The sequence below is a fragment of the Pseudomonas batumici genome (assembly GCF_000820515.1).
Classification (GTDB): domain Bacteria; phylum Pseudomonadota; class Gammaproteobacteria; order Pseudomonadales; family Pseudomonadaceae; genus Aquipseudomonas; species Aquipseudomonas batumici.
The window spans coordinates 107844-129717 of record NZ_JXDG01000020.1 but is presented as its reverse complement, the minus strand read 5'-3'; the positions used below and the strand labels follow the sequence as shown (position 1 = coordinate 129717).

The window sequence follows — 21874 nt, the reverse complement described above, 5'->3', positions numbered from 1 at the left end:
GACGCTGCTCAATCCGTGGATGGTGACGCTGGATGAAACCCTGTTGCAGTTGGAGGGCAGCAACGAGCGTAGCGTGCAGGTCACGACCTTCACCTACCATGAGCTGGCGAGCGATCGCGTGCAATATGGCCGCCCGCTACGGGAAAGCGTGACCCTCAATGGCCGGAGCACCCACACCGATTACACCTATGCGCGTCTGCCCAGCCCTCGGGTCGGCGAAACCGTGCTGCAAACCACCCAGATCCTGAGCACCAGCTTTGATACGGTGAGAAAAGTCATCGTCGAAGAAAGTTCGCTGCTCAATGGCCAATCCTTGCTGAGCCGCGACGACAACGATGTGCAGATCCGCACCACCTACGATGTGCTCGGCCGGGTACTCAGCGAAACCGTGGCTCCGGACGATCCGGACTATGAAGCCACGCGGTGCTACAGCTACTTCCTGGTACCCCAGCCGCAGCCCACCAATGCCCGGCAAAAGGCCGCGCAATTGCTGACCGACGTCAAGCAGGTGCAGACCCGCACCGAGTTCGACGGCCTTAACCGGCCGGTGTACGAAGAACGCCAGGATGTCGATAACCCGAGCCGGGCCGGCGCGTTTCGCCAGACCTACGCGGCCGAGTACGACGTGCTCGGGCAGTTGATCAATGAAACCGAATACGACTGGTTGGAAGACCAGGACCTGGCCTTGACCACCCATTTTGGCTACGACGACTGGGGCCAGCAGCGCAGCGAGACCGCGCCCGAGGGGGTGATCACGGTCAGCGAAACCGACCCGATTGGCACCACCCTGTTGCCGGTCAAGCGTGAGTGGCAGCAGACCGACGCGGCCGCGAGCGACAAATACAACTACACCGTCAGCGAAATGAACCTGTTCGAAAAACCGCAAAAGGTCGAGCGCCTGACTCGGCGGGGTCAAGCGGTCAGCGAGCAGCTCTATCATTACGATGGCCTTGGCCGTACGGTCGAGGAGATCGATGCCCTCGGGCGCAGTACCCTGTATGGCTACGACGTTTTTGACCGGATGGTTGAAACCACCTTGCCCGGCAGCCCCGTGGCCGTGGTCAAGCGCGAGTACGCCCTGCACAGCAGCGACGACCTGCCCATCCGGATCAGCGTAAATGATCGGACATTGGGCGAGCAGGCGTTCGATGGGTTGGGGCGAATGTACAGCGCCACGACCGGCGGGCGCGAGCAGACCTTTACCTTCGACCCCGGGCAGTCCCAGCCCAAGAGCCTGAGCACCGCCAGTGGCCAGTTGATCGAATATGTGTACAAGCCGCAGCTCAGCGAGGAACCGCTGCAGCGGCGGATTGTCGGCAGCAGCGTCAGCGCCGACTATGTCTATGATCGGCACAACGCGCGCCTGCTGCATTGCGAGGAGTCCGGGCAGGAGCTCAATCGCACCTACTTCAGCACCGGGGAACTGAAAAGCGAAGAGCGCAAGCAGGGCAGCGAGCGGTATAGCATGCTCTATGGCTACAGCCGACAAGGGCGCCTGCTCAGTTACACCGATGTGCTGTCACAGGTGCAGGACTATCAATACGATGAGTTCGGACGGCTGGAAACCACCAGCCTGGGCACCACCACCTCGACGTTCAGCTACAATCGGCTGGGCTTGACCGAGCGTATCGAGACGTCCGATAGCCAGAGTGGGCAGCACGTGACGGTCAGCCTTGAATATGACGATTTCGGCCGGGAAGTCCTGCGCAGCTTTGACCTCGATGGCGCGCTCCAGACCTTGACCCAGACCTACAACCTGGTCGACGGGCTGGAGCAGCGGATATTGAGGGAAGGCGCGACGCTGCTGCGTGACGAGACCTATGGCTACGATGCGCGCGATCGTCTGCAAAGCTACACCTGCAGCGGCAGCCAGCCGCCGATCGATCCATACGGCAAGGCGATCATCAGCCAGGCCTTCCGTTTTGATGCCATGGACAACCTGACCCAGGTGCTGACCAGCTTCGACGGAGGTAGCAATACCGCCCGCTATACCTACGACGACGTCGATCCGGTGCAACTGCGCAAGGTGGTCAACAGCCATGGGGATTACCCGCAGAGCATTGACCTGGAGTACAACGCCGATGGTCATCTGATCCTCGATGAGGAGGGGCGGACCCTGGACTACGATGCGCTTGGGCGTTTGACCCAGGTCAGCGGCGGTGGCGCCAGCGGTGGTTATCACTATGACCCGCTCGACAAGCTCTATAGCAAAGATGGCACAACGGGGGCGGAGCAGCGTTTTTACCAGGAGGGTGGGTTGAGCACGCTGCGGCGTGGTGGGCGCAGCAGCAGCTTTATGCGCGGCGACGACAATCTGCTGGCCCAGCGCCAAGGCGGGAGTGATCCGGTGGTGTTATTGGCCTGCGACGCCAGCAATAGCGTGGGCAGTGAATTGGAGGGTGGTGCGGCGAATGCCATCGCCTATACCGCCTACGGCTACCCCAGCGCCGCGCGACCGGTCAGTTGTCAGCTGGGCTTCAACGGCGAGCTGACCGAGGCAAACACCGGATGGCAGCTGCTGGGGAGCGGCTACCGGGCTTATAACCCGGTGCTGATGCGCTTCCATAGCCCGGACTCGATGAGTCCCTTTGGTCAAGGCGGGTTGAATACCTATTGCTATGTCACCAGCCCGCCGAATGAACGTGATCCGACGGGGCATTTTGGCATACCGCGATTTCTTAAAAATCTGGGCGGAAATATAAAGCGTTGGCTGGGGCTATCGAAAAAAACCACGAATGTGGCTGGTTTAGGTGTCACTGGAAATTTTGTTGAGCTAGGTCAGGGGCTTTCAGATCTCCAAAAGAAAGTTAGCAAAAACGCTACCTTTGCGGCTGGTGCTGATGGGCTTCCTGATGTCTATGTGACCCGTTTTTCTTCTAGTGGATCGTCGGTGAAGTCTAGTAGATCGTCGCTGATGTCGGAGTCCTCAAGCGGCTTGTCTAAATCCGACCCATCTTCAATTCTGAGCAATGAGGAAAAGGTTGGCCGGTGGCTGAAGAGTCTTCCTAAGAAAAAACTTTTGGTGCCAGCGAATAGAGTTCAAGACCCACGTATTATCTATTCTAAACAGCTGGAGGCCGCCATGGCTGCTCTTCCTTCGCAACGAAAAGTGGCGAGTGGGGCGAGTGAGCTGAGAGTAATTAAAGATGAAGAAAGATATGCTCAATTGTCCATTGAAATGAAGAAATATCGCAGAATTGGTGATCAAGATTATCATGCGAAATTGTCTGCGCAGAGGGATGCGCTGGTGCGGCTTGTGAGGCAAAGCTAGGATCTACTGGGCTGCCGTCACCTTGTCCCTCCGGGGCCAGGGTGGCGACCATGACATAAATAGATCGGCTAAAACCGATGCTGTATCGCTATTGCAGATGGAGTTAACTGTTTTTTCTTATCGCCTCCTGATAATCAGGGAGATAATTTTCGTCGTAGCTGGATGGGTTGGTTTTTGGTTTTGGATGTGCAATTTGATGGTAGTTGGGTGGGCGTATCTGTGAGTTGAGAAGGGTAATATACTCGCGCGTATCGCTCCACGTTTGATGTAATTCCGCGTATCTATCATCCAAGTCCGGTCTTAGTCCATTGGCAATATCATCAAGCCTGCTGCGCTGTATGCTTGCACTTGCTTCCTGTCGAGCGATTTCTTGTTCCAATTGCGCATTGCTTGGCGTGTCATGGCTACTGTGTGCAGCGGTCGGGGTTGTTCTGCGTCCCCGAGGCGGGCTGTATGGGGGTGGTGAAGTGGAAGTAATGGCGCCGGCAGGTGAGGCTGTAGGAGGCAACTGCGATTGGACCATCATGGGCGGCGGTAGAAGGCGAGAAGTCGCGGTATGTGGTCTCATGATGCCAGCAAACCTTAAAATGGATTTCAACCAGGCTGGCGCATGCCCACTTGGATCTGTCTGGTTAACGGGGTCGCCCATGCAATACGCATATGTATTGATCCCACCCTCTGCGAAGGGGCTCCGGTTGTCCGGACTATTGAAGCGCATCAACACCGGATTGAAGACCCGATAGCCATTGCCCAGCAAGTAATGACCGGTTATCCGATCCAGGCGCTCGCCGTTAAAACCGAGGAGGCTCAACAGGCCATTGTCAGCGGGTTGATGGCCATAAACCGAATAGGCCATGCCGGGGCGTGGACCGTCGGGAGCGAGCGTATGCAGCACGGAACGCTGCTGATCGGTCGCCAGCAGTGTGGTGCTCAATACTTCATCCTGGCGCTGTTGTTGTGCCAGCAACTGATCTTCGTACTGGACAATCGACTGCTGTATCGTGCCGTGTATCTCGGTGACCAGGCGGTTTTTCAAGTAAAAGCGCTGCAACTCGCAAGCTTCAGGTGGTGCCAGGCTTGCCAGTCTGTCCAGGGGATCATATTGATAGCGGCAGAGCAGGGATCGGTCTTGAGCAGGCATGGGCTGGCTTCCGCTGGCATGGCTACGGATATCCAGTGTCGGCTCTGTTGTAAAAGGGCGGTACTAGCAGAACTGATAGGGTGGCCTTGGTGCGAAAGTAGATCTGCAGACCGGTTCCAGCCATAAGCGGGTGTGAATGCTCAGGCTACCGACTCTCACGGCGGTCTCCGACACTTACAAATTCTCACCTATCGGCACCTTGCTTCGCCCGAAGCCAGGGGCTTATAGTCCGGCGGTCGCTCATATTGGCGACACGGGTTTGGCGACTCGTTCAGTAAACCATGCGAAAGCTTTGTGCTAGTTTGCAGGCGCTTTTGCATCCGCAAAGCTGCCCTATGGCGGCTGTGCGCGGGAGACCTTCGGGTCTGCCGGTTTGGTTTGCCCGGTTCGCCAACCTGCGTACAGCCGCCACCCTAATGAGATGGTCATCCCAGCACGGGAACCCCGCTAAATCTAAGATTACCGGGGTTCTCACTTATTTCGCGGAGACCTCTCATGGACAACTTGGATTTGCTCGGCCTGGATATTGGAAAAAGTACCTTTCATCTCATAGGGCACGACGCCAAAGGCAAGGAAGTGCTGCGCAAGAAATTCAATCGCAACCGCTTGCTTGAGTTTGTCGCAAGGCTAAAGCCCTGCACCATCGTGATGGAGTCCTGTGGCGGCTCACACTGCCTTGCCAGGAAGCTTATGTCCTTCGGTCATCAAGTAAAATTGATTGCGCCACAGCATGTGAAACCTTACGTCACCGGCAACAAAAACGACTACATCGACGCTGAGGCAATCTGCGAAGCCGCATCCCGTCCTAGAGCACGTTACGTCGCCATCAAAACCGTGGAACAGCAAGTGCTATCGACCCAGCACCGTCTTCGGGAAGCATTGGTAGGCCATCGAATTCAAACGATAAATCGCATTCACGGGTTCTTGCTTGAGTTCGGGATCGCATTGCCTGCCACAAAAGCGGCCATGAATCAGGTTCACCAGATTCTGGACGACCCTGCCGCAGAGTTACCGCAACAACTGAAGTCCTTCATTGAACATCTGCTGGAAGAGATGAAGCGGCTCAACGACGAAATTAAGGCGATTGACCGGAGTATCAAAGAGCAAGTGGAAGCTGATGATGCGGGAACACGCCTGATGAGCATCCCCGGCATCGGCCCTATCATCGCTAGCGCGCTGCTGGCCGACGTCGGGGACGCTTCCAACTTTCACTCATCGCGAGACTTCGCGGCCTCACTGGGGCTGGTGCCGAGGCAGTATTCAACAGGCGGCCAAACCGTCCTTTTGAACATCAGCAAGCGCGGTGATAAGTACCTTCGAAAGCTTATGATTCAAGGCTCGCGTGCAGTTCTGGTGCACATAGATAAACGTACTGATGCTTTGGGGACTTGGTGCAGAGACCTGCTGATACGAAAGCATCCGAACAAGGTCGCCTGCGCTTTGGCCAACAAATTGGCAAGGGTCGTATGGGCTGTTTTAGCTCGCGGAGTTAGCTACAACGCACAATCCATGGCTTGATCGAAATTCACTACCGGCTTTTGCGACGACAACGATGATGACGATAAACAGCTCAAATCCTGCTTGAAAACCTGGCAAACGAAGCAGCTTTCGAAGCTGGCACCTTTTTCAAGGACAGGCAGGAGCGACTACTCATCAAGGGCCAGGCGGCAAAGCTGCCGACCATGAGCCCGGATACATTAACGCAAGCATGCTTTACCGCTCATCGCTCGTGGTTGCAGGAGGTGGGCTGACCATACATTCGTTTGGCGACGATTGAGTGATGGCTTTCATTTAAAAAACGAGGCTTTACCCATGACTAAATACATACCCCTCACCGCCATCGACTGCCTGATCCCCAGCCTGCTGATCGATGCCGAAAGCCCAACCGACGTGCTCCACGCCAACGCCGCCGCGCGCTTCCTGGCCGCGACGCAGATGCTCGAAGCCCTGGCCCGCATCGAGCTGCACAATGCCAATGACGTCGACTTCCAACATATCCTTCAAGTCCCAGCGATGGTCCTGCGTGATGGTTGTGACCTGATGGATGTACTCGGCTGGCGACTACGCGTCTGAGCATTGAAACAGGGCAACGTGACCCAACCTGTAGTCGCGATTGCCGCGAAGCTTTTAACGGCTTCACGGGCCTATCGTGAGCAAGGCATTGCGTCAATGCTAGTGAGTAAGGAGGTTTGAAGCCGAGTGCGATTTGGTGGCGAGCGGGCTTGCCCGCGCTGGGTTGCGAAGCGACCCTAAAACCGGAGAACTCGGTGTGTCAGGCAGGTCGAGGTGACTGGCTTTGCGACTGCTTCGCAGTCGAGCGCGGGCAAGCCCGCTCGCCACAAATCTCGGCCAAACCTGATACTTCTGCCAGTAGGCAGGTCACGAAAGTCGGCAGACACTACTCGCTGAGACCTCATCTCTCTCCAAGAGCACGGGCCATGCACGCTTCACGTGACACTCTACTGATCCAGTATCGTTATGACCCGCTGGACCGATTGGTCGATTGCTCGCTGACCGGTCTACCAAGGCTCCAGTGTTTTTATCAGAAGAGCCGATTGGCGACCGAGATTCATGGTCAGGTAAAGCATGCCTTCTTCCAAGGGCAAGATACCTTGCTCGCGCAACAGCAACATCAAGGCGCAACCCGTGATACCACGCTGCTCGCCACCGACTCACAGCGTTCTGTGTTGCATGCGCTGGAGAGGGCGCAGCAGCGCGCCATTGCCTATATGCCTTATGGTCATCGGGCTGCAGACAGTGGCCTGCTGAGTTTGTTGGGGTTCAACGGCGAACGAGCGGATCCCGTGACAGGACACTACCTATTGGGTAATGGGTATCGAGCGTTCAATGCTGTGCTGATGCGGTTTAACAGTCCAGACAGTTTGAGCCCGTTTGGAAAGGGGGGCGTGAATGCGTATGCCTATGGTGAGGGCGACCCCATTAATATCGTCGATCCAACCGGACATTTTGGCGTTTTCGCATTCTTCAAATGGTTAGAGACTCCTTTAAGACAAATATTCCGACTACTGAGGGTGCCCAGGCGTTTGGCGACCATTGGGAGGGTGCTCTCGGCCGCCCCTTCCGCAGCTTCTTCGGTTCCCTCTACTCCCCTGGGGGATTTCGCGAGACTTCGAGGTATGCCAGATGTTTTAGATAATATCGTACAACGGCTACCGGGGCGTGACATGGTTTCATTGGCGAGAACTTCTAACGCAATGAAAGGGGTTGTATATTCTGCTGCCAAAGCACCCTCATCATTGCCTATCGGAGAACTCAGAACAAAACTGCCCTTGGCGATGAAAGGTAAAGTGGAAGGTGTTTTGCCCAAGGATGCTATGGGCAAATATAAAGAAATTACTGTAAATAATTTTAACCAAGTGATGGCGGATGTTAGAAGTGCTGGATGTTATGGTAGAAAAACATCAGTAAAAATCCGTGTTGGCCATGCTAGGGAGCGAAGAGAATTATTCGAGCAAGTACCAGAGGCTATGGTACGAGGCCCGGATGGGGGGCGACGTGCGTTTCTGTGAGCAAGGCATTGCGCCAAGCCCGCTCGCCACAAATCTCGGTCAAACCTGATACTTCTGTCAGTAGGCAGGTCACGGCATTCGGCACACACTACTCGCGCAGACCTCACTTTTCTCAAGGCGCAAGGCCATGTGCTCTCCCCGTGGCACTCTACTGATCCAGTATCGCTATGACCCGCTGGACCGACTGGCCGATTGCTCACCGACCGGGCTACCCAGCCATCAGCGCTTTTATCAGAAGAACCGATTGGCGGTCGAGATTCATGGTCAGGTAAAGCATGCCTTCTTCCAAGGGCAAGATACCTTACTCGCGCAACAGCAACATCAAGGCGCAACCCGTGATACCACGCTGCTCGCCACCGACTCACAGCGTTCTGTGCTGTATGCGCTGGAGAGGACGCAGGAGCGGGCCATTGCCTATATGCCTTATGGTCATCGGGCTGCAGAAAGTGGCCTTCTGAGTTTGCTGGGGTTCAACGGAGAACGAACGGATCCCGTGACAGGACACTACCTATTGGGCAATGGGTATCGAGCGTTCAATGCTGTGCTGATGCGGTTTAACAGTCCAGACAGTCTGAGCCCATTCGGAAAGGGGGGCGTGAATGCGTATGCCTATGGTGAGGGCGACCCCATTAATATTGTCGATCCAACCGGACATTTTGGCGTTTCCGAATTCTTCAGGTTGTTAGCGACACCTGTAAGGCGAACTTCCCGACTCCTGAGGGCGCCCAGGCGTCTGGCGACAATCGGGAAGGTGCCCTCGGCAGCCGCTTCTGCAGCTCCTTCGGTTTCCCCAAGTCCCGTAGGGGCTTTCGCGAGACTTCAAGGTATGCCTGGTGTTCTCGAAAATATTCTTAATCAACTGCCGGGGAAAGATATGGTTTCATTGGCGAGTACTTCTGAGGCGATGAACAGGTTTGTATCTTCTGCTGCCAAACCTCGCTTATTACTCATCAAGGAGCTAGGAACAGAACTACCTCTTGCGATGAGGGGGCAGGTGAAAGGTGCCTTGCCCAGCATTGCCAGGAATGCCTATAAAGAAATTAAACCCACTCTCAATAAGTATGATCAGGTTGTGGAGGGCTTTAGGGGTGTTAGAGATATTAGAGGTTTTGGTGAGGATATGTCTGTAAAAGTCCGTATTCTCATGGTTGAGATGCAAATAGCAAAACGCAGATATCCACCGACAACGAAATACTATGCGACCCGACGCATGTGGTGATAGGCATGGGGGCGTCGGTCTGTCGATCGGGGAGCGAATCGCAACGGCGCCTGAGGGTCACAACTGCCGAGTGCAGTTCTCGTGTGACGATCAGGTCGGGACTGTGAGTATCACGCCGGCCAGCCGGCGGGGATCGGTGTCACAGCTGCACCAGGCCCATTTCCGCCGCCTTGCGCAGGGCGGCCCAGCGCGACGACACCTTGAATTTGACCCGGATATTGGCGAAGTGATAGTTCACCGCCGATTCCGTGCATTCAAGGATTTGTGCAATTTCCCACGAAGACTTGCCCATCACGGCCCACTCCATGACCTCCAGCTCCTTGCGGGTCAGGTTGATGCGCGGGCGCGCTTCAGTGGCTTGCGGTGCAGGGGGAAGCGTGGGCGCGTTGGTGGCGGTGGGTTTGGAGAGTGAAGCGTGCATATCGGAAACTCCCGCAAAAATGCGATTGAAGAGATTCATCGGTTTTTTTGGCTGAGTTGCTCAGGCGTTCCTGGCGAAAAGGGCCCCAACGTCACTGGCGATTTCCGCAGATCGCCCGTGAAGTTATAAACAGAAAAAAACGTTTTGGGACCTGTCAAAATTGACAGGTGGCGACTGTACAAGGCCGAGTAATCTGTTTCTGTCAGGCAATTCTTTTTGTGTTGTGGGCTGAAGGCAAAGTGCTTCCAGCCGCGTCAAAAAATGCGGAAATTCTTTGTTTACAGTCAGTTAATTCGCAGGCTCGCGCAGGCGGGCGAAGGGGGGATGGCAGTGACGCGGGTAGGGAAAGTAGGAAAGCGCTGTCGTTAATTTTTTTGCCGTTGGTCGTTTTTATCTGGGGGGGCGTAGGACGGCGGCGCTCGGGGGAAAGGTGACCGCTGAGCGGTCACCGCTGGCCTCAGGGCTTTTTCACGGGCGTCGGCAAGGTCACCAGCGACACGTAGTCGTTCCAGAATTTCTTCTGGTCCACGGCGAACACGATCCTGGCTTTCTGCGTCCCCACGGGCGGGCTCTTCTTGTAGCCCAGCGCACGACCGTAGTCCGGTCCGAAATGGGTATCGACATCGATCCACATCTCACGCGACTCGGTGACGATCCCAGGTTCCGCCAGGAACAACGCTGGCAGGCTGTCCCAGGTGAAGCTGTGATAACCCGGGTCCTTGGCGAACTGCGGCCCGAACACGCTCTTGTACAGCTCCGGCACCGCGCCCTTGGCGGCAATCACTCGCTTGTAGACCGAGGCATCGAAGGTGACTTTCTCGCAGACATCGTTGGGGAAGATCACGTGTTCGATGGGCGAGCGCAGGACGATCTTCGCCGCTTCCGGGTCGAACCACCAGTTGAACTCCGCCGCCGGCGTGGTGTTGCCGGGAATCTCGATGGCGCCGCCCATGTACACGATGCGCTTGATCAGCGGCACGATATCCGGCGCCTGGCGGATCGCCAGGGCCAGGTTGGTCAGCGGGCCGATGGCCAGCAGGGTCACTTCGTGCGGGTTCTTGCGCACGCTGTCGATAATGAACTGCGGGGCGGTTTCGCTGCGCAGTTTGGTATGCGTCGCCAGGCCATCGGGTGGCGCGACCAATTGCGAGGTGGAGGTCGGACGCGGGCTCTTGAACGCCCCCGACCAGCCGGCACCGAACAGCGCCTGCTCCTGTGGATAAGTGGCGAAGTCATGCAGCAGCGGATAGGCCGCGCCGGAGTAAACGCCGATCTCCTTTTCCACCCCCATGCGTTCCACGGCCCTGAGGGCGTCGACCTGTTCCTGGTCGACCCAGGCATTGCCGCTGACCAGGGTCATGCCCAGCAGGTCGATCTTCTTTTGCGCGTGCAACTGCGCCAGCATGATAAAGGCCTGGCCGTCGTCGTTGAGGACGTTGAAATCGGTGTCGATGATGACTTTTTCAGCCGCTTGCAGCGAGCCGGCGGACAGGCCGACAGCCAACGCCAGCGCGCAGCCCTTGAGAAAGCGTTGCATGGTGATGTGCCCCAATGAGTTGTGGTTGTATTGCGCTGATCCAGCCTGCCTGCCGATGCCTGGAAAAGCCATCGGCAGGTCAGTGGTCACTTAACGATTGACCAGCTTGGCCGGCAGGGCGATCACCAGGCCGCTGCTGAGGATCAGGCAACCGGCGAAGAACCAGAGGGCCCCGGCGCTGCTGCCGGTGAGGTCGATGGCCACGCCCATCAGCGAGTTGCTGACCAGCCCGGCGATGTTCGCCAGCGAGCAGGCCAGGGCAAAGCCGGTGGCCGCCGCGGTGCCCTTGAGGAAGGTCGCCGGCAGGCTGAAGAACACCGGCACCGCGCCGATGATCGCCGCCGAGGCGATGGCGAACAGGGTGACCGTCGCCACCACGTTATGGGTGAAGAAGGTGCTGGTAGCCATGGCGGCGGCACCGACGAAGAACGGCACGATGATGTGCCAGCGGCGTTCGCGATGCCTGTCGGAGCTGGCGCCGATCAGCAGCATGCCCAGCAGCGCGGCGACACTCGGCAGGGCGGTGAGCACCCCGATATGGAAGGTGTCGGTGATCCCCGCGTTGCGGATGAAGGTCGGCATCCAGAAGCCCATGGCGTAGGCGCTGAGCAGGATCGAGAAGTCGATGCCGCCGAGCATCCAGACCTTGAGGTTGAAGAAGCCGTCGCGAAAGTGCTGCTTGCTCTCGGGGCTGCTGGCTTCATCGCTCTGCAGTTCGTTTTCCAGCACGGCCTTTTCCTCCTCGCTGAGCCATTTGGCCTGCTGGAAGTGGTTCGGCAGCGCCCAGAAGGTCAGGATCCCGAGCAATACGCTGGGGACCGCTTCGATCAGGAACAGCCATTGCCAGCCGCGCAGCCCGCTGACCTGGTCGAAGTGGCCCATGACCCAGCCCGACAGCGGTCCGCCGATGACGCTGGACAGCGGCAGGCCGATCATGAACAGGGCGATGATCCGCCCGCGCCGGTGGGTCGGGAACCAGGTGGTCAGGTAGAACAGCACACCCGGCAGGAAGCCTGCTTCGGCGGCGCCGAGGAGGAAACGCAGGATGTAGAACTGGGTGGTGGAGGTCACCAGCAGCGTGCAGGCCGAGAGCAGGCCCCAGGTGATCATGATCCGCGCGATCCAGACTTTCGCCCCGACCTTTTCCAGCACCAGGTTGCTCGGTACTTCGAAGAGGATATAGCCGACGAAAAACAGCCCCGCACCGAGGCCGAAGGCGGTTTCGCTGAAGTGCAGCTGGTCGAGCATCTGCAGTTTGGCAAAGCCGATATTGATCCGGTCGAGGTAGGCGGCCAGGTAGCAGAAGCACAGGAACGGGATCAGTTTCCAGGTGATCTTGTGGTAAAGCGCTTGGGTCGGATCGGCGACCGAGGTCGCGGTTGTCGCATTCGCAATGGGCATCGGATGTCTCCTGGCGGTGACTTATGGTTTTTATACAGCCGCTTTTCCAGCACTCTGGAGCGCGGTAAGGGCGGCTTCCAAAGGCAGTGTCAGAAGACTGGGCGTCACGCTCCCACGGAGGCGGCGCTCAGTTTTTTACGCGACCAGGCTCTATGGCACGGTTCTGCGGTCAAGCTCCCTGGAACTTCGAAATCGCTTCCTGTTTGCTGACGACATCGCCGTACTTGCTGTCGATGTCGAACAGATTCGCTTCATGGGGCGCCGAATGGCGGTCGCCCACGCATTCACGTACCACGATGGTCCTGAAACCATGCTGCACGGCATCCACGGCGGTGGCGCGGATGCAGCCGCTGGTGGAGCAGCCGGCCAGCACCACGGTGTCGATGCCCTGGGCGTGCAGCTGCGAGGCCAGGCTGGTGCCGAAAAACGCACTGGCGTACTGCTTGCTGATCACCACTTCCGAAGGCCGCGGCAGCACCGCTTCGCAGAAGGCCGCCAGCGGGTTGCCCTCGATCATGTCCTTCATCACCGGCGCCTTGCGCACCCACATGCCACCATCGGCGAAATGGCCTGGATGGTAGCGAATATTGGTGTGCACCACCTTAATTCCGTGACGGCGGGCGCAGGCCAGCAGCTCGACGCTTTCGGCCACGGCGCTGACCACGCCGGGGGCGAACAGTGGCGCGCCCTCGGTGGTGTAGCCCTGCATGAAGTCGATCATCAGCAGGGCCGGCGTGTGGCCGAAGCCGATTCGCTGGCCCCAGACGCCCTGGTAGTTGTCATTGGCGCTTTGTTCGCTCATGGCCAGGTTCCTCGCTCAGTACGCGCCGGAGAGCAGGGCGCCGGCACCGGGAACGATGGGTTCCAGGTCCAGGGCCTTGAGCATGGCGTAGGTGGTGGCGATGGCGGCGGTCAGCACCGGCTTGCCGGTCTGCGCCTCGACCTTGGCCACCGCCGGCAGGGACTGCATCTGCACGCAGGCCGAGAGCACGATCACATCGACGCCTTCCAGGTTCATGCCGGCGACGATGCCCGGCAGGTTGGCCGGGTCGTGGCGGGCCACTTCGAGGTTGTCGGGGATTTCCAGGGCGCGCCAGTCCATCACTTCGAACCCTTCCTCGCGGATGTAGTTCACCACCAGTTCGGTCAGGGGCTTCATGTAGGGCGCGACAATCGCGATGCGCTTGGCGCCCATGACTTTCAGGCCTTCGATCAGGGCGCCGGCGCTGGTGATCACCGGGGCGTTGCCGTCGTTGTCGGCGGTGGCCTTGCGCAGGCGGGCTTCGGATTGGCGGTGATAGCCCAGGCCCATGGCCATGATCGCCACCAGGCAGGCGTAGCCCAGCACGTCGACCTTGGCGTCGGACAGTTCGACGGCGCAGCGGTCGGATTCACCGTCCATGGCCGCCAGCTCTTCCTTGCGCACCTGCTTCATGCGCATGCGGCTGGAGTGAAAAGTGAAGCGTTCCGGACGGATCGTCTGGCGTGCCAGGAGCATCGCCGGGATCTCGGTTTCCATGGTGGTGTTCGAGCTGGGGACGATCTGGCCGATGCGGTAGGGCTTGATCATGTCTATCTCCTTAAATCGGTGATTCGGAGCACACGCCACCCTTGTGGGAGCCGGCTTGCTGGCGATGGCGGCCGATCAGGCGATGCAAGGCTCACGGGCCTCATCGCCGGCAAGCCGGCTCCTACAGGGTTTTGTGGTGTTCAAGAGGTCAGGTGTACGCCGAGGAAGTCATCGAAGGCGGCGAAGAAGCCGTCCAGGTCGTCCCAGGGGATCATGTGGCCGGCGTTGGGCACGTGGGCAATTCGGATGCTCGGTTGCAGCTCGCGGATTTCGGCTTCGTCCTCGGGCAGAATCACTCCCCCGCGACCCGCCACCAGCAGCAGCGCGGGGGCCTCGAGCCGAGGCAGGTCCTGGTGGAAGTCCACCTCGTGGAAATCGTTGAATGCCCTGACGATGGCCGGCTCGTAGCAGGTGTGCAGCCATTCGGCGCGCAGTTGCAGTTGCTCCGGTGTCCAGGTGGCGCAGAAGGCGCGCATCGCCTCGGCGTCCATCCCGATCAGCGACTGGCGGATCGAGTCCACGTACCAGGGCAGTTTGCTCGGGTACTCGCGACGACCCGGACCGGACACCGGCGGATCGATCAGCACCAGGCTTTTCACCCCGGCGGGGCTGAGCACGGCACTGCGCACGGCGAAGCGCGCGCCCATGGAGTGGCCGACCAGGTGGTAGTGATCCAGGCCCAGGGCGGCGGCAAAGGCGGCGATATCCCGCGCGCAGGTCTCGGCGCTGTAGTCCAGCGCAGGTCCACTGGCGGAAAGGCCACGTCCACGGACATCCAGCACATAGGTGTCGAAATGCTCGCCGAAGCGTTCGGCGACGAAACCCCAGGTGATCGCCGGGCTGGTGATCCCGGGGATCAGGATCAGTGCCGGGCCCGTGCCGCCATACCTCAGGTAGTGCTGGCGAATGCCGTTGGCCTGGACGTTGCCGCCGTGGACGAAAGTGCTCACGCCGCCACCCCCGATTTCAGCACCTGGGCATAGAGGTCGTAACCGTAGACCCAGGCCGGATCTTCCTGGGTGCGCAGCCAGGTGTTGGCGTTGGACACCGCCTGGACCCGCGAGGCGCGCTCCTTGCGGTTGGCTTCGTAGAGTTCGAAAGCGGTGCGGTAGTCGCCGAGGCCGGTTTCCTGCAGGCACCGGGTCAGCATCGCGGCGTCCTCGATGGCCATGCCGGCGCCCTGGGCCATGTGCGGTTTCATCGGGTGACAGGCATCGCCCAGCAGCACCAGGCGACCACGGCTCCACAGCGGCAGCGGGTTGCGGTTGCGCAAGGGCCATTTGGTCACGGTGTCGGTGGCTTCGATCAGCGCCTGCACGCTGGGGTGGTAACCCTGGAAGGCTTCGAACATCTCTTCGCGGCTGCTGTCGACGAACGGGCCTTCGAAGTCCAGCTCCGGGTGCGGCACGCCGGTGACGTAGTAGTACTCGTCGCGCCGGCCGGTGGTGTAGTAGACCATCATGTGCCGGTCCTCGCTCCACCACTTGACACAGTCCTCGAAATCGAAGTCGTAGCGCGCCAGCTGGTCGCGGGTGATCAGCGCGCGGTGGGCGACCCAGCCGCTGTACAGCGGCGCTTCATGGCCCAGCAGTTCCTCGCGGATCTTCGAGTTGATGCCGTCGGCCCCGATGACGATATCGGCGCTGGCGGTAGTGCCGTCGGTGAAGCTCAGGCGCACCTGGTCGCCGGTGTCCTCGATCTTTTCCAGGCGCTTGTTGAAGTGCAGGGTGCCGGGCTGGATCGTCGACATCTGCAAGGCGTGCAGGTCGCCACGGTGCACGGTGATGTAGGACGCGCCGTATTCCTTGCGGGCGAACTCACCCAGGGGAATGCGCGACAGGTAGTCGCCGCTCAGGCCGTCGCGACTGAACCAGTGGTCCGGGTGCGAGCCCATCCGGTCGAGCTGCTGCTCGATGCCCATGCGCCGGAAGATCTTCATGATATTCGGCCCCATGTGGATCCCGGCGCCCAGGCGGGAAAACTCCGGGGCCTGCTCGTAGATCGACACGTCGAATCCGGCTTGTTGCAACAGCGTGGCGGCGGCGGCGCCACCCAGGCCCGCGCCGACGATGGCGATTTTTTGCGTGCTTGCCATGGGGCTTGCTCCTCGTTCCGAGTGTGGGGTGGCGGGTTCGGCCACCGGGTTTTTAAAGTGTATACGCTCTTTTTTTGAAAAGAGAAGATCCTCTGTGAAAATTAAATTTTGACCGGTTTTCGCCATGGGTAACCCGTTGTAACCATTATTTATGGGTTTTGTGTGGGTTGGTAACGTTTTTGTTTGCTGCTTGCAGAGCGCCGTTAATTCAGGTCTTATCGGTATTAAATGGTGCATACGCTATAAAAATGCACTGGACTGAAGCGTCGCGCCTCGACTTGGTGCAGCGCGAGCGAAGAGGAGAGAGGAAATGCCGGTAAGTGATTGCGAACTGACGCAGATGTTCGAGCACGTGTTGAAACTGTCGAAAGTCGATCCGACCCAGAGTGTTGCGGTGCTCAAGAGCCATTACTCCGACCCGCGCACCGTGCGTTCGGCGATGGAGGCGGCGCAGCGCCTGGGGGCCAAGGTGTACGCGGTGGAACTGCCGTCGTTCAACCATCCGACGGCCATGGGTAACGACATGACCGCCTACTGTGGCGACACCGCGCTGACCGGCAATCTCGCCGCACAGCGGGCGCTGGAGGCGGCGGACCTGATCGTCGACACCATGATGCTGCTGCACTCGCCGGAGCAGGAGCAGATCCTCAAGACCGGCACACGCATCCTGCTGGCGGTGGAGCCGCCGGAGGTGCTGGCGCGGATGCTGCCCACCGAGGCGGACAAGGTGCGGGTGCTGGCGGCGGAAGCACTGTTGAAGCAGGCCCGTTCGATCCATGTGAAGTCTCGCGCCGGCAGCGATTTCCGCGCGGCCTTGGGGCAGTATCCGTCGGTGACCGAGTACGGTTTCGCCGACGAGCCGGGGCGTTGGGACCACTGGCCGAGCGGCTTCCTGTTCTCCTGGCCGAACGAGGAAACCGCCGAGGGCGTGCTGGTGCTGGATGTCGGCGACATCCTGTTGCCGTTCAAGACCTACACCCGGGAGAAAATCACCCTGGAGATCGAGAAGGGCTTTATCACCTCGATCCATGGCGGGTTCGAGGCCGGGTACCTGCGCGACTACATGAAGTATTTCAACGATCCCGAGGTGTACGGCATCTCCCACATCGGTTGGGGCCTGCAGCCACGGGCGCAGTGGACGGCGATGGGCTTGCACGACAAGAACGACGGCATGTGCATGGATGCCCGGGCGTTCTATGGCAATTTCCTGTTCTCCACCGGGCCCAATACCGAGGTGGGCGGGACGCGCAAGACGCCGTGCCACATGGACATTCCGCTGCGCCATTGCGATGTGTACCTGGATGACCAGGCGGTGGTGCTCGGCGGCGATGTGGTGGCGCCCGAGGCGTCGCGGGCCCGCTGAGTCCGTGGGCGGTCGGGCGAGCTCAGGCTTGAGTCCGCCCGACAACCTGTCCATCATGCCTGCCCATTCTCCTTCGCCTTTTCGAGCCTGCCGTGTCGGATACTCCTGATTCCAGCCCTTACGTTTTCTCCGAACAAGTCGGCCACCTGCTGCGCAAGGCCTACCAGCGGCATATGGCGATTTTCCAGCAGAATGTCGGCGATTCGCAGCTCACTGCCGTGCAGTTCGTCACCTTGTGCGCGGTGCGCGATCACGGTCCCAGTTCCCTCACCGAACTGGTCAAGGCCACCGCCGTGGACCAGGCCACCATTCGCGGCATCGTCGAGCGGCTCAAGGCCCGTGAGCTGATCACCCTGGAGCCGGACCCCGAAGACCGGCGCAAGGTTATCGTCGGGTTGTCCGAAGCCGGCAGTCAATTGGTGCAGCAGACCGTGCCCTGCGCGGCGCGGATCAGCGAACTGACCATGAGCAACCTCAACCCCGCCGAGCAGGTCGCCGTGCTGTTCCTGTTGCGCAAGATGATCGAAGACCGCGACGAGTAATCCTTTCTGGATGCGGGCTTGTGTGTATTCACCGCGAAATATCCTGGTGCACGTCCCCCTGTAGGAGCCGGCTTGCTGGCGATGCGATCTGAAGGCCGACATCGCCGTCGCCTGAGAAACCGCTATCGCCAGCAAGCCGGCTCCTACACAGGATGTGCGTCGTACGCAAATTCTGCGTTCGACACAGCCCCCTTGTAGATACCGTCTTGACCCTCATCGCGCAAGCGCGATGTTTGGGTCAAACGGTATGCCTGATTTGAGCACTCCGTAGACCAGATGTAACAGCTTGCGCATTGCTGCACAGATGATCTGTTTAGGGGCCTTTCCTTTGGCTTTCAGGCGCTCGCTCAGTGCCCTGACCGCCGGGTTCCATCTCATCGCCACCATCGCAGGCATGTACATTCCGGTCCGTAGGCTGGCCGAGCCGGTCTTGGATATCGGCGTCGGACCAACGTAGTTACCTGATTGGTCTATCAATGGATTCAGGCCTGCAAATGCCACAACAGCGCGAGGGCCACTGTAGTCCAGAGGGTCGCCCAGTTCGGCGAGGATCAAGGCGGCGCTCGTTTCACCCAACCCGTCGATGGACACGATCAAATCACGCTTCTGACGTAGGTCAGGATCGTCATCAATGTTGTCTTTGATGGCCTTCTGAGTCGCGGCAATCTCACTTTTCACGTGATTGATCACGGACAGGATCGAGGCTTGGACGTTGGCTTGGGCGACGTCCAGGCGGTTGGTCTCCATTTGCAGGATTTCCTGGAGATCCTCCAGTCGCCGGACTAAAGCCCTTAAACGACGGCGAGCAGGCAGTTCTGGTACCCAGGCTCTGAGTTTGTGCTGCTTCTGCTGGGCATAGGCGGCGATCAGTTTGGCATCGGCTTTGTCGGTTTTGACCCGACGCAAATCCTCCTTGCCGAACGCATGAATGACGGCAGGGTTAACGATGCAAACTCGATAACCTTTTGCATGCAGGAAGTCTGCGAGAGCCTCGTGATAGGTGCCGGTAGCCTCCATGACGACCCAGGCTTGCGGATCGGCATGTTTCTCCAGCCAGGCCTCGACCTCGCTGAAGCCTGAAGCGTTATTGGGCAGCTTGGCCTTCGTACGGAACTTGCCGTTGTCCAACGGCGTAGCGATGTCGAAGGTGTTTTTGGCTGTGTCGATACCCACGAAAGCGGACATGGTCTTCTCCCTGAAATCCGAAAAGATCACCACTGCACTCGGTTCTGCCTTGCCAATACGTGCTCACGCCGAAGCGGGCCACTAGATACCGTTCGAACTTGCTGAGTGAGTGTGGAAGGCCGGAGCACGTATCTATAATGCGGGCTCGAGGCCCTAGGAGCTGGACGGCTTCTCGGTCTTCCCTCGATGATCAGTCGAGAACTATCGCCTCTGACGAGGCGTTAGTCGAGATACAAGGAGCTGGCTTGCCAGCGATGAGGCCCTGGAGCCTTGCGGTGTCCGTGCGGCCACCATCGCCACGGTGCGGCGTCCCGACAAGCCGGCTCCCACAGGTCAGCGTTCGCCCTTTAGATCTTCGCGGCGAACAACGCCTGATGCGCACGGCACTGCTCGGCCGTGAGCATGAACACGCCGTGCCCGCCCCGCTCGAAGTCCAGCCAGGCAAAGTCCACCTCGGGGTACAACGCCTCGACGTGCACCTGGCTGTTGCCGACCTCGACGATCAGCAAGCCCTTCTCGGTCAGATGGTCCGCGGCCTCGGCCAGCATCCGCCGCACCAGGTTCAGGCCATCGTCGCCGCACGCCAGGCCCAGCTCGGGCTCGTGCTGGTACTCTTGCGGCATGTCGGCAAAATCCTCGGCATCCACATAAGGAGGATTGGAGACGATCAGGTCGAAGCGCTGCCCCGGCAGGCCATCGAAGCCGTCGCCCTGGACCGTGAACACCCGCTCGTCGACGCCATGGCGCTCGATGTTCTGATTGGCCACCTCCAGCGCGTCGAAGGACAGGTCGGCCAACACCACTTCCGCCTGCTGGAACTCATAGGCGCAGGCGATGCCGATGCAGCCGGAACCGGTGCACAGGTCGAGAATCCGCGCCGGCTCATTCGCCAGCCAAGGGGCGAAGCGGCCTTCGATCAACTCGCCAATGGGCGAACGCGGAATCAGCACCCGCTCGTCGACGATGAACGACAACCCGCAGAACCAGGCCTCACCCAGCAGGTAAGCGGTGGGCACGCGATCCTGGATGCGGCGCTTGAGCAGGTGGTGCAAGCGGCTCAGTTCGTCGTCTTCCAGGCGGCAGTCCAGGTAGCTGTCGGCGATCTCCCAAGGCAGGTGCAAGGCCCCCAGCACCAGCTGGCGCGCCTCGTCCCAGGCATTGTCGGTGCCATGCCCGAAAAACAGATCCGCGCCATGAAAGCGGCTGACAGCCCAACGAATATGGTCGCGCAGCGTGCGCAGGCGGGAATTGATCACGGGTAGGCTCCTGAAAAAACGACGGGCGATTCTAACAGCCAAACCGGTGCCAGGTGGAAATAAGGCAAAAAGACATCATTGCCCGTCGCATCCGACCTCGGCAAACAATCCTTGACACGGCTACAGCCCAGTAACCACGCTGCCTGCACGGGTAGCGATTCACATAAGCGCTCAGCCGGAGGACAATGCGGCAAAAGCCCCACTCAAAGGAGCCCCGAATGTCCGTTCCAAAGACGATGTTTCAACTCAGCGGTCGTGGTTATGCAGCCGCCAATCTGAGCCACGCCAGCCTGTTGATCATCGACGCCCAGAAAGAATACCTCAGCGGCCCGCTGGCCCTGTCCGGCATGGACGCCGCCGTCGACAATATCAAGCAACTGGTCGCCGCCGCCCGCCAGGCCGGACGACCCATCGTGCACATCCGCCACCTGGGCACCGTGGGGGGGCTGTTCGATCCCCAGGGCGAGCGCGGCGAATTCATTCCGGGGCTGGAACCCCAGGGCGACGAAACCCTGATCGGCAAGCTGCTGCCCAGCGCCTTTCACGGCACGGGCCTGGAGAAACACCTGCAGGAACTCGGTTCCCTGGACCTGATCGTCTGCGGTTTCATGAGCCACTCCAGTGTCAGCACCACCGTGCGCGCGGCGAAGAACCTGGGGTTCCGCTGCACCCTGGTGGAAGATGCCTGCGCGACTCGCGACCTGCCCTACAAAGGTGAGATCATCAGCGCTGCCCAGGTCCAGCGCACGGAGATGGCGATCATGGCGGACAATTTCGCCACCCTCGCCCAGACCAGGGACCTGATCGGCTAAAGGTTTCGATGGGGCGCTCCGACGACCGCCCATCCATTACTGCGGCCAATTGCGTCTCATTTTCCGATTTCCCGAACACGTCAGGAACAAGCCGGGCATCTCCCGGTCGAAGGGCCGATACTCACAGAGGAAATCGGAATGAAGCTATCCGATGGTTTTGACGCTCGCCGACTGCGCCCCAAAGGTCCAAGTACCTGGCGCTCACGTTTGAGCGCTGCCATTGCGGCGCTGCTGGCAACCCTCGGGGTGTTGCTGGCCTTGGCTGGCGCGGCCAGCCTGCTGGGCCACGCACCGGCGCTGGGGGACTTGAACGCCACGCCGGCCGGCTCGGCGGTGGTCCTGGGCGTGGGCCTCCTGACGCTCTGGTTCGGTGTCTGGCTGTGGCGTCGCAGCCGTCGCCGGATGCGGCGCGGCCACGGGCTGAACATGGCCCCGCACCTGATGAAAAAGCACGACTGATCAAGTACCTGCGCGCAATCGGCTGTGACGACACCCAGGGGACTTGGGTAAACTGGTCGACCCTGCGGAGGC

19 protein-coding genes are annotated in these 21874 nt (G+C 59.6%); 9 read left to right on the top strand and 10 right to left on the bottom strand.

Going from position 1 to position 21874, the window contains the following annotated elements; translation table 11 throughout:
* Nucleotides 1-148 precede the first annotated feature (148 nt).
* The gene (locus tag UCMB321_RS09745) at nt 149-3271 is read left to right on the top strand and encodes an RHS repeat domain-containing protein (RefSeq protein ID WP_167337433.1); all 3123 of its coding nucleotides are present in this window, start codon (nt 149-151) and stop codon (nt 3269-3271) included.
* Between the two features lie 103 nt (nt 3272-3374).
* On the opposite strand, the gene UCMB321_RS29945 is transcribed toward UCMB321_RS09745, so the two are convergent.
* Nucleotides 3375-4412, bottom strand: coding sequence for an RHS repeat-associated core domain-containing protein (locus tag UCMB321_RS29945; protein ID WP_084614865.1), 1038 nt, complete (start codon nt 4410-4412; stop codon nt 3375-3377).
* Between the two features lie 495 nt (nt 4413-4907).
* Here UCMB321_RS29945 and UCMB321_RS09735 point away from each other — a divergent pair, with 495 nt between their 5' ends.
* The 4 genes from UCMB321_RS09735 to UCMB321_RS29455 all read left to right on the top strand — a co-directional run bounded on the left by UCMB321_RS09735 (nt 4908) and on the right by UCMB321_RS29455 (nt 9161).
* The gene (locus UCMB321_RS09735; protein WP_040065836.1) at nt 4908-5930 is read left to right on the top strand and encodes an IS110 family RNA-guided transposase; all 1023 of its coding nucleotides are present in this window, start codon (nt 4908-4910) and stop codon (nt 5928-5930) included.
* A gap of 294 nt (nt 5931-6224) precedes the next feature.
* Nucleotides 6225-6485 (top strand): hypothetical protein, encoded by a 261-nt coding sequence (locus UCMB321_RS09730; RefSeq protein ID WP_040065835.1) that lies wholly within the window; start codon nt 6225-6227, stop codon nt 6483-6485.
* 365 nt (nt 6486-6850) lie between these two features.
* Nucleotides 6851-7942 carry an RHS repeat-associated core domain-containing protein gene (locus UCMB321_RS29940; protein WP_084614863.1) on the top strand — a complete coding sequence of 364 codons (1092 nt, stop codon included), beginning with the start codon at nt 6851-6853 and terminating at the stop codon, nt 7940-7942.
* A 127-nt stretch (nt 7943-8069) separates the two neighbouring features.
* Nucleotides 8070-9161: an RHS repeat-associated core domain-containing protein gene (locus UCMB321_RS29455; protein ID WP_052451113.1), complete on the top strand. Its 1092-nt coding sequence runs from the start codon at nt 8070-8072 to the stop codon at nt 9159-9161.
* 139 nt (nt 9162-9300) lie between these two features.
* Here UCMB321_RS29455 and UCMB321_RS09720 read toward each other — a convergent pair whose 3' ends face one another.
* From UCMB321_RS09720 to UCMB321_RS09690, 7 genes are all read right to left on the bottom strand, one after another.
* Nucleotides 9301-9582 (bottom strand): helix-turn-helix transcriptional regulator, encoded by a 282-nt coding sequence (locus UCMB321_RS09720; RefSeq protein ID WP_040065853.1) that lies wholly within the window; start codon nt 9580-9582, stop codon nt 9301-9303.
* 457 nt (nt 9583-10039) lie between these two features.
* On the bottom strand, nt 10040-11119 hold the full coding sequence (locus tag UCMB321_RS09715; RefSeq protein WP_040065851.1) for a nucleoside hydrolase: 1080 nt from the start codon (nt 11117-11119) through the stop codon (nt 10040-10042).
* 90 nt (nt 11120-11209) lie between these two features.
* On the bottom strand, nt 11210-12520 hold the full coding sequence (locus UCMB321_RS09710; protein WP_040065833.1) for an MFS transporter: 1311 nt from the start codon (nt 12518-12520) through the stop codon (nt 11210-11212).
* A gap of 169 nt (nt 12521-12689) precedes the next feature.
* Complete coding sequence (locus UCMB321_RS09705; RefSeq protein WP_040065831.1) at nt 12690-13322, bottom strand: N-carbamoylsarcosine amidohydrolase; 633 nt, start codon at nt 13320-13322, stop codon at nt 12690-12692.
* A 15-nt stretch (nt 13323-13337) separates the two neighbouring features.
* Nucleotides 13338-14090: a maleate cis-trans isomerase family protein gene (locus UCMB321_RS09700; RefSeq protein WP_040065829.1), complete on the bottom strand. Its 753-nt coding sequence runs from the start codon at nt 14088-14090 to the stop codon at nt 13338-13340.
* A 140-nt stretch (nt 14091-14230) separates the two neighbouring features.
* Nucleotides 14231-15040 (bottom strand): alpha/beta fold hydrolase, encoded by an 810-nt coding sequence (locus tag UCMB321_RS09695; RefSeq protein ID WP_040065828.1) that lies wholly within the window; start codon nt 15038-15040, stop codon nt 14231-14233.
* Nucleotides 15037-16185, bottom strand: coding sequence for an FAD-dependent monooxygenase (locus UCMB321_RS09690; RefSeq protein WP_040065826.1), 1149 nt, complete (start codon nt 16183-16185; stop codon nt 15037-15039). Before UCMB321_RS09690 ends, UCMB321_RS09695 begins: the two co-directional genes overlap by 4 nt.
* A gap of 310 nt (nt 16186-16495) precedes the next feature.
* Here UCMB321_RS09690 and UCMB321_RS09685 point away from each other — a divergent pair, with 310 nt between their 5' ends.
* Together UCMB321_RS09685 and UCMB321_RS09680 are read left to right on the top strand one after the other, a co-directional pair.
* Nucleotides 16496-17548, top strand: coding sequence for a 2,5-dihydroxypyridine 5,6-dioxygenase (locus tag UCMB321_RS09685; RefSeq protein WP_040065824.1), 1053 nt, complete (start codon nt 16496-16498; stop codon nt 17546-17548).
* A gap of 92 nt (nt 17549-17640) precedes the next feature.
* Nucleotides 17641-18090: a MarR family winged helix-turn-helix transcriptional regulator gene (locus UCMB321_RS09680; protein WP_040065821.1), complete on the top strand. Its 450-nt coding sequence runs from the start codon at nt 17641-17643 to the stop codon at nt 18088-18090.
* Nucleotides 18091-18303: 213 nt separating this feature from the next.
* On the opposite strand, the gene UCMB321_RS09675 is transcribed toward UCMB321_RS09680, so the two are convergent.
* Together UCMB321_RS09675 and prmB are read right to left on the bottom strand one after the other, a co-directional pair.
* The gene (locus UCMB321_RS09675; RefSeq protein WP_040063012.1) at nt 18304-19275 is read right to left on the bottom strand and encodes an IS110 family RNA-guided transposase; all 972 of its coding nucleotides are present in this window, start codon (nt 19273-19275) and stop codon (nt 18304-18306) included.
* A 347-nt stretch (nt 19276-19622) separates the two neighbouring features.
* Nucleotides 19623-20531 carry a 50S ribosomal protein L3 N(5)-glutamine methyltransferase gene (gene prmB, locus UCMB321_RS09670; RefSeq protein WP_040065819.1) on the bottom strand — a complete coding sequence of 303 codons (909 nt, stop codon included), beginning with the start codon at nt 20529-20531 and terminating at the stop codon, nt 19623-19625.
* Between the two features lie 218 nt (nt 20532-20749).
* Between prmB and UCMB321_RS09665 the strand changes: the two genes are divergently transcribed.
* The gene (locus UCMB321_RS09665) at nt 20750-21343 is read left to right on the top strand and encodes a cysteine hydrolase family protein (RefSeq protein ID WP_040065817.1); all 594 of its coding nucleotides are present in this window, start codon (nt 20750-20752) and stop codon (nt 21341-21343) included.
* A gap of 138 nt (nt 21344-21481) precedes the next feature.
* Nucleotides 21482-21802, top strand: coding sequence for a hypothetical protein (locus tag UCMB321_RS09660; protein ID WP_040065814.1), 321 nt, complete (start codon nt 21482-21484; stop codon nt 21800-21802).
* The last annotated feature ends 72 nt before the right edge of the window (nt 21803-21874 follow it).

Coding starts and splice junctions, on each gene's coding strand:
- UCMB321_RS29945 (WP_084614865.1), bottom strand. CDS start 4,412: ATGCCTGCTCAAGACCGATCCCTGCTCTGCCGCTATCAATATGATCCC.
- UCMB321_RS09735 (WP_040065836.1), top strand. CDS start 4,908: ATGGACAACTTGGATTTGCTCGGCCTGGATATTGGAAAAAGTACCTTT.
- UCMB321_RS09730 (WP_040065835.1), top strand. CDS start 6,225: ATGACTAAATACATACCCCTCACCGCCATCGACTGCCTGATCCCCAGC.
- UCMB321_RS29940 (WP_084614863.1), top strand. CDS start 6,851: ATGCACGCTTCACGTGACACTCTACTGATCCAGTATCGTTATGACCCG.
- UCMB321_RS29455 (WP_052451113.1), top strand. CDS start 8,070: ATGTGCTCTCCCCGTGGCACTCTACTGATCCAGTATCGCTATGACCCG.
- UCMB321_RS09720 (WP_040065853.1), bottom strand. CDS start 9,582: ATGCACGCTTCACTCTCCAAACCCACCGCCACCAACGCGCCCACGCTT.
- UCMB321_RS09715 (WP_040065851.1), bottom strand. CDS start 11,119: ATGCAACGCTTTCTCAAGGGCTGCGCGCTGGCGTTGGCTGTCGGCCTG.
- UCMB321_RS09710 (WP_040065833.1), bottom strand. CDS start 12,520: ATGCCCATTGCGAATGCGACAACCGCGACCTCGGTCGCCGATCCGACC.
- UCMB321_RS09705 (WP_040065831.1), bottom strand. CDS start 13,322: ATGAGCGAACAAAGCGCCAATGACAACTACCAGGGCGTCTGGGGCCAG.
- UCMB321_RS09700 (WP_040065829.1), bottom strand. CDS start 14,090: ATGATCAAGCCCTACCGCATCGGCCAGATCGTCCCCAGCTCGAACACC.
- UCMB321_RS09690 (WP_040065826.1), bottom strand. CDS start 16,185: ATGGCAAGCACGCAAAAAATCGCCATCGTCGGCGCGGGCCTGGGTGGC.
- UCMB321_RS09685 (WP_040065824.1), top strand. CDS start 16,496: ATGCCGGTAAGTGATTGCGAACTGACGCAGATGTTCGAGCACGTGTTG.
- UCMB321_RS09675 (WP_040063012.1), bottom strand. CDS start 19,275: ATGTCCGCTTTCGTGGGTATCGACACAGCCAAAAACACCTTCGACATC.
- UCMB321_RS09665 (WP_040065817.1), top strand. CDS start 20,750: ATGTCCGTTCCAAAGACGATGTTTCAACTCAGCGGTCGTGGTTATGCA.
- UCMB321_RS09660 (WP_040065814.1), top strand. CDS start 21,482: ATGAAGCTATCCGATGGTTTTGACGCTCGCCGACTGCGCCCCAAAGGT.